12 protein-coding genes and 2 pseudogenes are annotated in these 13,464 nt (G+C 34.4%); 10 read left to right on the top strand and 4 right to left on the bottom strand.

The window, feature by feature from the left end; genetic code table 11:
* Positions 1–285 precede the first annotated feature (285 nt).
* The gene (locus ADIWIN_RS02140) at positions 286–1,443 is read right to left on the bottom strand and encodes a THUMP domain-containing class I SAM-dependent RNA methyltransferase (protein ID WP_040756324.1); all 1,158 of its coding nucleotides are present in this window, start codon (positions 1,441–1,443) and stop codon (positions 286–288) included.
* A 202-nt stretch (positions 1,444–1,645) separates the two neighbouring features.
* On the opposite strand from ADIWIN_RS02140, the gene ADIWIN_RS02135 reads away from it, so the two are divergent.
* The 10 genes from ADIWIN_RS02135 (at position 1,646) to ADIWIN_RS02090 (ending at position 12,087) form a co-directional block, all read left to right on the top strand.
* Positions 1,646–2,377 carry a class I SAM-dependent methyltransferase gene (locus tag ADIWIN_RS02135; protein WP_020896912.1) on the top strand — a complete coding sequence of 244 codons (732 nt, stop codon included), beginning with the start codon at positions 1,646–1,648 and terminating at the stop codon, positions 2,375–2,377.
* Between the two features lie 5 nt (positions 2,378–2,382).
* Entirely contained in the window at positions 2,383–3,057 is a 675-nt protein-coding gene (locus ADIWIN_RS02130; RefSeq protein WP_020896911.1) for a ZIP family metal transporter, read from the top strand.
* Positions 3,058–3,486, top strand: a complete 429-nt coding sequence (locus ADIWIN_RS02125; protein ID WP_020896910.1) for a DUF4268 domain-containing protein — start codon at positions 3,058–3,060, stop codon at positions 3,484–3,486.
* A 173-nt stretch (positions 3,487–3,659) separates the two neighbouring features.
* Entirely contained in the window at positions 3,660–4,073 is a 414-nt protein-coding gene (locus ADIWIN_RS02120; RefSeq protein WP_020896909.1) for a hypothetical protein, read from the top strand.
* Between the two features lie 152 nt (positions 4,074–4,225).
* Entirely contained in the window at positions 4,226–5,308 is a 1,083-nt protein-coding gene (locus ADIWIN_RS02115) for an efflux RND transporter periplasmic adaptor subunit (protein ID WP_040756334.1), read from the top strand.
* Positions 5,309–5,330: 22 nt separating this feature from the next.
* Positions 5,331–8,582 carry an efflux RND transporter permease subunit gene (locus tag ADIWIN_RS02110; RefSeq protein WP_040756322.1) on the top strand — a complete coding sequence of 1,084 codons (3,252 nt, stop codon included), beginning with the start codon at positions 5,331–5,333 and terminating at the stop codon, positions 8,580–8,582.
* Positions 8,575–10,017 (top strand): TolC family protein, encoded by a 1,443-nt coding sequence (locus ADIWIN_RS02105; protein ID WP_020896906.1) that lies wholly within the window; start codon positions 8,575–8,577, stop codon positions 10,015–10,017. The genes ADIWIN_RS02110 and ADIWIN_RS02105 overlap by 8 nt, the downstream gene beginning before the upstream one ends.
* A gap of 165 nt (positions 10,018–10,182) precedes the next feature.
* The gene (locus tag ADIWIN_RS02100; protein ID WP_020896905.1) at positions 10,183–10,635 is read left to right on the top strand and encodes a DUF1569 domain-containing protein; all 453 of its coding nucleotides are present in this window, start codon (positions 10,183–10,185) and stop codon (positions 10,633–10,635) included.
* 531 nt (positions 10,636–11,166) lie between these two features.
* The gene (locus ADIWIN_RS02095) at positions 11,167–11,514 is read left to right on the top strand and encodes a hypothetical protein (protein WP_152487197.1); all 348 of its coding nucleotides are present in this window, start codon (positions 11,167–11,169) and stop codon (positions 11,512–11,514) included.
* Between the two features lie 162 nt (positions 11,515–11,676).
* Complete coding sequence (locus ADIWIN_RS02090; RefSeq protein ID WP_020896903.1) at positions 11,677–12,087, top strand: hypothetical protein; 411 nt, start codon at positions 11,677–11,679, stop codon at positions 12,085–12,087.
* A gap of 47 nt (positions 12,088–12,134) precedes the next feature.
* Here ADIWIN_RS02090 and ADIWIN_RS02085 read toward each other — a convergent pair.
* The 3 genes and pseudogenes from ADIWIN_RS02085 to ADIWIN_RS02075 all read right to left on the bottom strand — a co-directional run.
* Positions 12,135–12,392 (bottom strand): annotated as a pseudogene (locus ADIWIN_RS02085) (IS110 family transposase); the annotation flags it as partial.
* A 110-nt stretch (positions 12,393–12,502) separates the two neighbouring features.
* On the bottom strand, positions 12,503–12,997 hold the full coding sequence (locus ADIWIN_RS02080) for an Lcl C-terminal domain-containing protein (protein WP_161624659.1): 495 nt from the start codon (positions 12,995–12,997) through the stop codon (positions 12,503–12,505).
* A 92-nt stretch (positions 12,998–13,089) separates the two neighbouring features.
* Positions 13,090–13,464: pseudogene (locus tag ADIWIN_RS02075) on the bottom strand (hypothetical protein); the annotation flags it as partial.

Here is a 13,464-nt window from a genome sequence, read left to right as displayed (position 1 = left end):
CAGAGACTCACGAAGCATAACTAATGAATTACCAAAACTGCTTACTGCTTACTGTTTATTGTTTACTGTTTACTGTTTACTGTTTACTGTTTACTGAATACTAAAAAACTATTTCACATAGACACACAGAGCATGCACAGAGACTCACAGAGAATAAGTGGATGCGAATTTCTTTAATTTATAAATACTCAAGAATTCCCATAACTGTGACTGCTTACTGAACACTGCCAACTAAACACTGATTATTGAACACTGATTACTGAACACTACCTACTAAACACCAACCTACTGCTTATGAGTCTTCTTACTACCTTCATACATTTCGTACTTCACCAAACGTGCTTCAAGCTTAGCGTTAAAGACTTTTATTTTTCTTGATGGTCTTAAACCTACAGATTTTAAAGCTTCCATATTAGAGGTAATTAACCACGCATTGGTATTTGGATAGCCATGCTTTAGAGTTGAACCGATATTGCCGTAGAATTCTTCAACATTTAAATTCTCCAAACGTTCACCATAAGGAGGATTAAAAACCATATGTAATTTTTCATCACCCGATTTTTGAGTTTTAAAGAAATCTTCATGCTGAATATGTACAAATTCATCTAAATGCGCATTCTTAATATTCTCTTTCGCTTTTACAATTGCCGAAGGAGATTTATCGTAACCCATTATTTTATGATGAAAATCGCGTGTCTTCTTTAACAAGGATTCTTCAATTTTTTCGAATAATTCTACGTCCCAATCTGTCCAACGTTCAAAGGCAAACTCTTTTCGCATCAAATTAGGAGGAATATTACAAGCAATCATAGCGGCTTCTGCCAACATGGTTCCACTACCACACATCGGGTCCATAAAATCAGACTGTCCATCCCAACCACTCATCATAATAAGTCCTGCCGCTAAAACTTCATTAATTGGCGCAATATTGGTTGCCGTTTTATAGCCACGTCTGTGTAACGATTCCCCAGAAGTATCTAAAGAAATGGTACATTTTTGGCGATCAATATGCACATTGATTTTTAAATCCGGAAAACGCAAATCCACATCTGGACGCGTACCATCAATGTCTCTAAAACGATCTACAATAGCATCCTTCGTTTTTAAAGCCGTGTATTGCGAATGTGTAAAAACACTATTATGAACCGTAGCATCAACAGCCAAAGATCCAGTAGATTTTAAATAGTCTTCCCATTTCATATTCTTTATGTTTTTGTAAAGATCTTCCTCTTTAGTAACTCTAAACGAATGAATGGGTTTTAGTATTTTTATGGCCGTTCTAATTCCAAGATTAGCCTTATACATAAAGCCTTTATCTCCTTCAAAAGTTACATTTCGCACACCTTTTTCCACTTTCATGGCACCAAGTTGTGTGAGTTCCTTTGCTAAAATATCTTCGAAGCCAAATAGTGTTTTGGCTAACATCTTGTAATTATCTTCCATAAGTTCCGTCAAATAGATTGCAAAAATACAGTATTTTTGCAGCACGACGTCCTAAAATTTGAATAGGACTCGTCATTACGAAATTTTGAGACAAAGTTGGCTCCATCTTTTTATTGATAATGAGATGACCATGCTCGTGCTCCTCGTAATAACAACTAATTATTTTAACGAAAGTGACTCCTACTTTTATTAGGAGATAAATATGACTAAACCAGCAAAACAATGGTACGCATCGTGGTTTGATACACCTTACTACCATATCTTATATAAAGACAGAAATTATACTGAAGCACAGGATTTTATGGATAATCTAACAAATTATCTTAACATTCCCGAGCATGGTAAAATCCTAGATTTAGCATGTGGAAAAGGAAGACACTCTGTGTACTTAAACTCTTTAGGCTATAATGTTACAGGAGCCGATTTATCGGAACAAAGTATTGCTTACGCTGAGCAATTTGAAAATGAAACACTGAATTTTAAGGTTCACGATATGAGTAAACCTTATCCTGATACGTTTGATGCTGTTTTTAATCTTTTTACAAGTTTTGGATACTTTGAAGACGAAAGATGTAATCTTGAAACTATAAAATCTATTCAAGCAGAATTAAATGAATTTGGATTTGGTGTTATTGATTTTATGAACACCAATTACGTTATCGGAAATTTAATTCCAGAAGATATTAAAACGGTTGAAGGTATTGATTTTCATCAAAAACGATCGGTTAAAGGTGGTTACATCATAAAAGATATTAGTTTTGATGCCGACGGAGAACACTTTGAATTTCAAGAACGTGTAAAAGCTTTTACGTTAAAAGATTTTGAAACGCTTTTTGAAAAAGCCGGAGTACATTTGTTGGATGTTTTTGGAGATTATAAATTACACAAATATCATACTCAGACATCTGAACGTATGATTATGATTTTTAAGTAAACCGCATGAATAGTTATTTATTACCATTACTTGCCGTTATAATAGGTATTGCTATTGCTATAGTAACTAAAAACCAAAAGTCAATATATACCAAATTGCTTTTATCTTTTAGTGGTGCCTTTTTATTAGCATTAACCCTCTTTGATTTGTTACCAGAAGTTTATCATCATATTGATGCTAAACTCACTGGTTTGTATATAATGTGTGGTATTTTACTTCAAATCATTTTAGAATTCTTTTCTAAAGGTGCTGAACATGGGCATGTACATATCCATAAGGACGACAACGCCTTTCCTTGGTTACTTTTCGTCAGTTTATGTATTCATAGCTTTTTAGAAGGCTTTCCTATCCATCAACATAATGATATGGTTTATGGTGTGTTAATTCATAAAATCCCTATTGCTATTTTAATAACTGCATTTTTATTAAAATCTAGTTATAGTAAATTACAGATTATAAGTTTCTTGGTTGTATTTGCAGCTATGACACCTTTAGGAACTTTTATTTCTAATCACTCTAGCTTTATGGCAACTTATGTAGATGTCATCAATGCTATTGTGATAGGTATCTTTTTACATATTTCTACCACAATTTTATTTGAATCTAGTGAAGGTCACAAGTTTAATTTGTCTAAACTAGTGGCTATCTGTTTAGGAATATTAATTGCTTATTTCATTTAAATGTTTTCAAAAGAAGAATCACGATTATTACGACAAGAATTCTGGATCAGTTTCGGAAAATCATTTCCTAGAAAATGGCTTTTATACGATACAAAAATAAAAGGGTTCTCATTTAAGTTTCATTTCGATACTAAGTCCGCTTTAATTGCTTTAGATATTGAAGACGATTTAGAGAATCGTATTAAATATTGGGAAAAACTCACCTCATTAAAAGGCATTTTACAGAATGATTTTCTTCCAGACATTATTTTTGAAGAAGAATACATCCTAGAAAATGGAAAGGAAATTTCACGAATTTATTTACCGTTAGATCAAAAAGTATCGATCCATAACAAAAACACTTGGAGAGACGTCATGGAATTTTTTAATGAAAATATGGATTTATTTGAATCCTTTTTTTATGAATATAGCGATATTATAAAAGATTAATTTTCATATGAGATTTCTTCAATTTAGTTTAAAAACATGGCTGTCACTCAGAAAAACCAGCATAGAATAGTTAGCTGTCTAATTTTTTAATAAATATTTATCATTGCTATGCTAAAATTAAAACTGTCACTTTTTGGTAATATAAATCTAATGGCCTAGTTTTGATCCCCGAAATGAAAAAGACTTTCAATAGATACTTATCTTTAATTTTTGTTCTATTACTAAGCACATTTGCTAATTTACAAGCTAATGAAGCTATTGGTAATACAACAAACACGCTCACTACCCATCATTGCAGTACAACTCTTACCTATGCAAAGCAATTTAGTGATGCGACTATTATTCCACATCATAAAGGTGCGGATGACAGAAGAAATGTTGAAGTTATTGAAAGTAACAATGTAGAAGATGAAGAAGCGTCTAGTAAAAAACAGTATTATAAAGACTACCTAGAAACAGCTTTTATAAATGCGTTGTTATTCGAATTTTCCTCTAAAGAGTTACAAAAAAAACCATATCGTTCAGAAAGCGTTATCAATGAACCCAGTCTTAGGCTTCATATCCAATTCCAAGTTTTTATAATTTGATTAACAAAAGAACAGATAAATAACCTCAAACCGTCTGTTTCTAATTTATGGATTTAGAGTTTCGACCAAAACTCTAAAATGTCATGCTCAATTCCCAATGGGTCTGACCAATTAATTATATCATTTTATAAAATAATTTACAAGTGAACACCATTAATAAAATAACAATTTTCACAGGCCTATTTATGCTTATATCTCTGGCGAGCTGTGAAGAACACAAAGAAGAAAAACACGAAGAATCAACATTTCTCGTAACCAATCCCATAAAAAAAGACACGACTCTTATTAAAGACTATGTGAGTCAAATCCACTCTATAAGACACATAGAATTAAGAGCTTTAGAAAAGGGCTATTTAAAAAATATCTCTATAGATGAAGGGCAACACGTAAAGAAAGGACAACAGTTATTTCAGATCATGCCTAACATTTATCAAGCTGAACTCAATAAGGCTAAAGCCGAATCTAAAGTCGCGCAAATAGAACTCGCCAACACCCAATTACTAGCCGATGGCAATGTGGTGTCACCTAATGAATTAGCAATGGCACAAGCCAACTTAGAAAAAGCCAATGCCGAAGTATCTTTAGCACAAACCCATTTAGGTTTTACCAGTATCAAAGCTCCTTTTAATGGCATTATTAACCATTTGGAAGCTAGAGAAGGTAGCCTTTTAGATGAAGGCGAATTATTAACCACACTCTCAGACAACAGTGAAATGTGGGTATATTTTAATGTGCCTGAAGCAGAATACTTAGATTATATTACAAGTGAAGCTAAAAAGAACAACACTAATGTTGAACTTCTAATGGCGAACAACAAGCATTTTAACCAAAAAGGTATTGTAGAAACTATTGAAGGAGAATTTGATAGCGAAACAGGAAATATTGCGTTTAGAGCTACATTTCCTAATCCTGATGGTATTTTAAGACATGGTGAAACAGGAAGCATATTAATGACCATTCCTTTCAAAGATGTTGTTATTATACCACAAAAAGCCACGTTTGAAATCTTAGACAAAACCTATGTTTTCGTAGTTGACACTAACCATATTGTACACCAAAGAGAAATCACAATCGGTGCAGAATTGCCGCACTTATTTATTGTAGATAAAGGGTTATCTGAAACCGAAACGATACTTCTCGAAGGTATTAAAATGGTAAGAGATCAAGAGGAAATTCATACTAAAACTGTAGATCCTATTACTGTATTATCTAATCTAGAACTTTACGCAGAGTAATTCTAACTAATCTACACACATCATGTTTAAAAAATTTATTAAAAGACCCGTCTTGGCTATTGTCATTTCGGTGATCATTATATTTATAGGTGGCTTAGCGATAAAGCAATTACCTATATCTCAATTCCCGCAAATTGCACCGACTACAGTCAATATTTTTATTGCCTATCCAGGTTCGAGTGCTGATGTATTGGTGAATTCCACATTAATTCCATTAGAAACCGCCATCAATGGTGTTCAAGATATGCGTTATATCGCATCAGATGCTACTAGTGCTGGTGAAGGAACTTTACGTGTTATTTTTGAACCAGGCACAGATCCCAATGAAGCGGTTGTTAGAGTAAAAACCAGAGTCGATCAGGTAATGCCATTGCTTCCTGAGTTGGTACAACGTGAAGGTGTTATTATTACACCGGTACAGCCTAGTATGTTAATGTACGTTAACCTTTCGAGTACAAATAAAGACAACGACGAAAAGTTCCTCTACAATTATGCTTACACCAAAATAATTCCGGAAATACAGCGAATTAAAGGGATTGCAAGTGCTCAAATTTTAGGAAGTCGAAAATACGCTATGCGTGTTTGGTTGAAACCAGATCGTATGCGCGCTTATAATATTTCTGCAGAAGAAGTTTTAGAAGCGATGGAAGATCAAAGTATTTTGGCACGTCCTGGTCGTTTAGGACGAAGTTCTGGTAAAACAGCCCAATCCCTAGAGTATGTTTTAACCTATCAAAACCGTTATAACGAACCCGAGCAATATGAAGAGATTATTGTTAAAGCCAATAAAGAAGGGCAAATCGTTACACTTGCTGATATTGCTGATGTGAAATTAGGTAGTGAATTTTTTGATATATATTCAAATTTAGATGGAAAACCATCGGCTTCAATTGTATTAAAACAAACTTTTGGTAGTAATGGTAGTGATGTTATAGATGCTGTAAAAGAAAAGCTAAAAGAGCTTGAAGTTGATCTTCCGCCAGAAGTTGATTTTCAAATTAGTTATGATGTTTCTAATTTCTTAGATGCTTCTATAGATCAAGTTATTCATACACTGCGAGATGCTTTTATCTTAGTTGCCATAGTGGTATTCTTATTTTTAGGAGATTGGCGTTCAACTTTAATTCCTATTATTGCTGTCCCGGTTTCCTTGATTGGAGCCTTTTTCGTGATGCAACTATTTGGGTTATCCATTAATCTTATTACGCTTTTTGCCTTAGTATTAGCCATTGGTATTGTCGTCGATAATGCCATTGTGGTCGTTGAGGCTGTTCACGTAAAAATGGAAGAAAATCATCATCTCACCCCCTACCAAGCATCTTCAGAGGTTTTAGGCGAAATTGGAGGTGCTATTGTTGCCATAACTTTAGTCATGGTTTCGGTATTTATTCCTATTTCGTTTATGACGGGTCCTGTTGGTGTTTTCTACCGACAATTCTCCATTACCATGGCTGGTTCAATTGTTATTTCTGCCATTGTGGCCTTAACGTTAACTCCGGTGCTTTGTGCCATGTTACTAAAGAATAATCATGGTAAAAAACGTACTTCACCTTTAGATAAATTTATTGATTGGTTTAATGGTGGTTTTGAAAAACTGACAGGAAGCTACGTTAAGATTCTAAACAAAATAGTAGCGAGACGCTTTATCACCTTTGGAATACTTGCCGCTTTCTGTGTTGGAATTTTCTTTACAAATGAAGTGTTACCTGCCGGATTTATTCCTAATGAAGATCAAGGAATGATCTATGCCATTATTCAGACACCACCTGGCGCGACTTTAGAGCGTACCAATGAAGTAGCTAAAAAACTTCAAAAAATATGTGAAGAGACTGAAGGTGTAGAATCCGTATCCTCTTTAGCTGGTTATGAAATTATGACAGAAGGTCGTGGATCCAACGCAGGAACCTGTTTAATTAACCTGAAACCTTGGTCAGAACGTGAGCACTCGGTTCATGAAATCATGGAAAAACTAGAAGAAGAAACCAAAGACTTAGGAGCAGTTATAGAATATTTTGAACCGCCAGCAGTGCCAGGTTTTGGATCTTCAGGTGGATTCGCTTTACGTTTATTAGATAAAACAAACTCTACAGATTATCACCATTTTGAAAGTGTGAATAACGAGTTTATGGACGCCTTATCTAAGCGCCCAGAACTATCTGGTTTATTTACCTTCTTCTCTGCCAACTATCCGCAATATGAGTTAAAAATAAACAATAAAATTGCGATGCAAAAAGGAGTGACTATTGGTACAGCCATGGAAAACCTCAATATTTTAATTGGTAGTACTTACGAGCAAGGCTTTATTCGCTTTGGTCGCTTCTTTAAAGTGTACACGCAAGCAGCACCAGAATACAGACGTTTACCAAGTGATCTCGAAAAATTATTTGTAAAAAATGAAGAAGGAGAAATGGTTCCTTATTCTGCTTTTATGAGTATTGAAAAGAAACTAGGTCCTAACGAAATTACCCGCTATAATCTTTACAATTCGGCATCCATTAGAGGGTTGCCTGCGGCAGGATTTACTAGTGATGATGCTATTAAAGCGATTAAAGAAGTTGCTGCGACGCAATTACCAAGAGGTTATGATATTGCTTGGGAAGGCTTAAGTTTTGATGAAGCGCAACGCGGAAATGAATCTATTTACATTTTTATAGTCGTGCTCATATTTGTCTACTTTGTATTAGCAGCACAATATGAAAGCTTCCTGTTACCTTTTGCGGTTATTTTATCTTTACCTGTTGGTGTTTTCGGTTCATTTATACTTCTTAAGGCCATGGGATTAGCTAATGATGTTTATGCTCAAATTGGAGTCATTATGTTGGTTGGTTTACTCGGTAAAAATGCCGTATTAATTGTGGAGTTTGCCGTTCAAAAACGCAGGCAAGGCGCTACAATTTTAGAAGCCGCCATTGAAGGTTCTAGAGCGCGATTTAGACCTATCTTAATGACATCCTTTGCTTTTATTGCCGGATTAATTCCATTAGTTATGGCTTCTGGAGCTGGTGCTATTGGGAATAGAACTATTGGTGGTTCTGCCTTAGGAGGAATGCTTATCGGTACGCTTGGTGGTGTTTTAATTATTCCTGGTCTGTATTACATTTTTGCAAAAATGGCTGATGGAAAAAGTCTAATTAAAGACGAAGCTAGTGAGCCTATTTCGGAAGAAATGATGCGCGTTAGTGAAACTAAAAATCAAAGTGAAGCTAATGCTGAAAAAATCAGCAAACTCACAAAACTATTGAAAAAACTTCGTAAAAATAAAAACGATGAATAAGATAAAAACGATTAGAAAAGCACACCTTATTGGTGTGCTTACCTTACTATTACTTTGCTCTTGTGTACCTACGCAACACGCTGTAAAAGAAGCGAACACCACAGTGCCTAATCAGTACCAAGATAAAACTACAGATTCGGAAAATAGCGCCACCATACAGTGGAAAACATTCTTTTCAGACCCAAAGTTAGTCGCATTAATTGATACTGCGCTAGCTAATAATCAGGAGCTTAATATTATGCTACAGCAAATTACAATGGCTAATAATGAGGTACAAGTTAGAAAAGGAGAGTATTTACCTTTTGTAAATGTTTACGCAGGCGCGGAAGTTGAAAAAGTTGGTGAATACACCCGAAATGGAGCTGTTGAACAGCATTTAGATATTCGTGAAGGCGAAGAATTTCCAGAACCTTTAACCGATTTTTCAGTTGGATTGGATGTGTCATGGGAACTCGATGTGTGGAAAAAACTACGCAATGGAAAAAAAGCAGCCGTTTTAGAATACCTAAGCACTATTGAAGGTAAGAATTTTATGGTCACCACTATTGTTTCAGAAATAGCCAACTCCTATTACGAGCTTTTAGCTTTAGATAATCAGTTAAACATTATTGAGCAGAATTTAGAGATTCAAAAAAACGCTTTAGAAATGGTTAAACTTCAAAAGCAAGCTGCGAGAGCCACGCAGTTAGCGGTGAGACGTTTTGAAGCAGAAGTCTATAAAAATCAAAGTAATAAATTTGAAATTCGTCAAGAAATTGTTGAAACTGAAAATAAGATTAATTTTCTTTTAGGGCGCTATCCACAAAAAATTGACAGAGATTCTGACGATTTTATTAATCGTCCGATAGATACAATTGAAGCCGGTATTCCAGCGCAGCTTTTAGCAAATAGACCCGATATTAAACAAGCAGAATATGAATTAGAAGCTTCAAAATTGAACGTTCAAATCGCCAAAGCTAACTTCTACCCTTCTATTGGAATTAAAGCAGGTATTGGTTTGCAAGCATTTAAAACAAAGTATTTAACCAGTACACCAGAATCGATTTTATATTCTTTAGTTGGAGATGTGGTTAGTCCGCTAATCAATAGAAATGCTATTAAAGCAGAATATAGTAATGCCAATAGCAGACAATTGCAAGCGGTTTTTGAATATGAAAAGGCCATTCTAAACGGTTATATTGAAGTGGCCAACACGCTTTCTAACATTAATAATTTAAAAGAAAATTATGAGTTAAAGGAAAAGCAAGTTGATGCTATGACAGAAGCCATTGATCTTTCTATACAATTGTTTAGATCTGCTAGAGCAGAATACACTGAAGTTTTATTGACGCAAAGAGAAGCTTTAGATTCTAAAATTGAAATTATAGAAACGAAAAGAGACCAATTCTTAGCGAATGTAAAAATTTATCAAGCCTTAGGTGGTGGATGGAATTAGTTGAAACCTGTACCAAATATGAAAGCCATTTTACAATACTGTAGAATGGCTTTTTTTTTACGACTATTTGCATTATTTATTCTATGGTTTTCATAAATTAAACCTATGTAATAATCCTTATATTTAGACTTTAACAAAAGCTAAAACCATTATTAAAAACCAGCCATGAAAAATATTTTTGATAAAACCATTACAGCTGAAGTTCTTGAGCGTATCAACAAACTAAAACCTACAACAACACCAATTTGGGGAAAAATGTCTTGTGACCAAATGTTAGCACATTGTAATGTGACTTACGAATTAGATTTTGAAGATAAGCATCCGAAACCAAAAGGATTTATGAAGTGGATGCTTAAAACATTTATAAAAAATACCGTTGTTAGTGAAAAACCCTATAAGAAAAATGGCCGCACAGCACCAGCATTTTTAATCACCAATGAAAAAGATTTTCATCTAGAAAAAGACAGGTTAGCAGCTTATATCACTAAGACACAAGAATTAGGAAGCGACTATTTTGACCAGAAAGAAAGCCATTCTTTTGGGAAATTATCTAAGACCGAATGGAGCAATATGTATTATAAGCACATAGATCATCATTTAACTCAATTTGGTGTTTAAAAAGTAATAAAAAATTGAACTTTCTAAAATTCAGTAATAAACCTGAATAAGTCTACTGTAATAAATTAGGACTTATTAAAAACCAATAAAAGCTATTGTTATCCCAATACCACTTTGGAATAAGATGTATATTTATGGGTATATAACGAGTTGTGCGTCATTTAAGAAAACCGTGAAACAACGAAAAAACTTGACAGAAATTAAAATAGATTATGGGAGTTTTTAATTGGAGAAAAAAAGTAAAACCGAACCAATTCGAGAGGTTATTCCAATGAAAATGACAAAAAAAATATCAATGATTTTTTTGTTGCCATTCGGAATCATAATAATGCTGATGTCTTAAATTTCGTTAACTCAAACTCTGAATTTATAAAAGCAGTCAGACCAGGATTACCAAAAAAAGATTGCGGACAAAATGGACTACAAGTAGCACTCAAAGTTGGTAATTTCAAAATAGCAGAGGAACTAATAAACCTAGGTGCTGATGTAAATCACATTGCTCAAAATTCAGACGAATGGAATTTACCCGTTTTGCATAGTAGTATAATTGCGACTTTCTATCAAACTAATACGATTTCAGACCAATTACAACATTTTGAAATTGCATTTAGAATTTTAAATCTAATGCTGGAAAAAGGTGCTGACGTTAACGGAATTGACTCATATGGAAATAATAGTTTAATGAGAGCTTTATTAGATTCGAAAAAGTTTATTGACCACCCAAATTTTAACGAAAACTTAAAAACTCTTGAACAATGTAGAAGAATTTTTAAGCTACTCATCGATTTTGGAGCTGATATAAATTACTCGAATGAAAATAGACCAAAACTGACTGAAAGAATAAAAGATTTCGGAATGGAAAAATATAAATTAATATAAAAAACGAACGCACAACACCGTATAAAAATAATTGCGGTTTAGTGCTTAATCAAAAGGTCGTTGCGGGTTTGTAACGTCTGATTTTCCTTCGGAAAATCCTCGCATACAAACCCGCAACTATTCTTATACATAAACGTAGCACATTTGAGAAAACCGGAATCAATGACAAAAATTAGAATAGAAAGAAATTCAGAATGGAATAATAAAGCTCGTGAAATCGGAATTTATATTGACGGAGAAAAAGCTGGAACAATAGATGACGGAAAAACTCAAGAATTCGAAGTTGAATCTGGAAAACACGAAATTTATGCCAAAATAGATTGGTGTCGTAGTCAAAAAATTGAATTAAATACTGCTGAAAATGATTTGGCAACTCTAAAATTAACAGGATTCAAATACGGAACTTGGCTTTTGCCACTTATGTTAGGTTTTTCAGTTATGTATTATTTATTGACTTACGTTTTTGATATAAAATTGATACATATAGTTTGGATACCTGTGATTGTACTTTTATATCCAACATATTTTATAACATTTGGAAAAAACCGTTATTTAATTCTAACTCAAAAATAAAAACGTGTCACAACAAAGTACTGTGTTAAAAAACAAATAAAAACGCATTAATGTTTCACTAAAGTACTTTTATAATTTCCATCATATATTAATCCCGATTTAGCTAGTGCAAAGGCCTGCTTTAGTAGATTAATACAAACCGCTATTGATACTATATTTTTACGCTTTCCTTTGGCAACTATGCGCTCATAAAGATCTCGACAAGCTTCGTTGTGTTTACGAGCAGTAAAACTGCGCATAAATAATAAGTTTCTCAACTTTTTATGCCCCATTTTACTTATTCGTGGCCTCCCTTTTACACTACTTTAAACAATTTTATTAACGATATTGTATGTTTTTCTGCGATAGAATTGTGGCATAAAAAAGGCGACAAAAATGCCGCCTTTTTATTTATTTATTAATTTATTAAGAAAGTTTAAAAAGCCCGAACTGCACGCACATTATATCCCCAGCCCTTAGCTGCAGAGCCATTATTAGTTAATTTACTTGTCTCCGCTTGCTCAAAATTAATCTCCGTAGAACTCCAGTAGTAATTAGTATTAAAAACAGCACCGCCGTTAGCCGTTGCTGTAGCTTCTATAGCTGCTCCATTTAGGAATATTTCTTTCAACTCATCGTCACTCGGTAAAAACCAATCGTTAAAACCACCTCCTGTATAAGCTTTTGCTAAACCTGCTGCATAATCGGTTTCTGTTGCACCTTGTGCTGTAATAATAGTAGCTGTATTTGCAGCACCAGTACCAATTGCTATACCTGTAGCTCCGGTAACTATGTAAGAACCATTAGACCATTGTATTGCTGAACCTTGGTCTGCTATGGCGCAAACTAGCCCATGGGTATTATCTGTAGGGTCTATCCAGAATACCACGCCTCCATATCTAAATTCGCCTATAGTTGGTAGAGGTTCCAAAGCAATAATCCGTGCATCCAACGCCGCTATTTGCGCTTGTAATGCATCTACATAAGCTTTTGTTGCAGCATCTTGGGCATCTGTTGGGTCGGTTACGTTTTTATTTGAGCATCTGCGGTATTACCTTCAGTAAGTACTTCTGATAAATTTTGAATTTCGTTACTAATATCACTATCAGCATCATTAATAAGTGATGTTAAATCTACTGTTCCTCCACTATCAGATAGTGTTAAGTTAGGTGATGTAAAACTTAATGTTTGTGCAATACCTACTCCATCGGCTCCATCATTACCTGCAGGACCTTGTAGTCCTTGTAACCCTGTAGCTCCTGTAGCTCCATCCGTACCGTCAGTGCCTGCAGCTCCATCTGCTCCGTCAGCACCATCATTACCTGTTGGACCTTGTGCGCCTTGTGGCCCCGTAGATCCTGTTGCTCCTAGTTGCCCCATCCAAACCGTTAGTACCAT

The sequence above is a fragment of the Winogradskyella psychrotolerans RS-3 genome, from assembly GCF_000427335.1.
Classification (GTDB): Bacteria; Bacteroidota; Bacteroidia; order Flavobacteriales; family Flavobacteriaceae; genus Winogradskyella; species Winogradskyella psychrotolerans.
The sequence above is the reverse complement of the archived record's forward strand: the minus strand, read 5'-3'. Positions and strand labels throughout refer to the sequence as shown.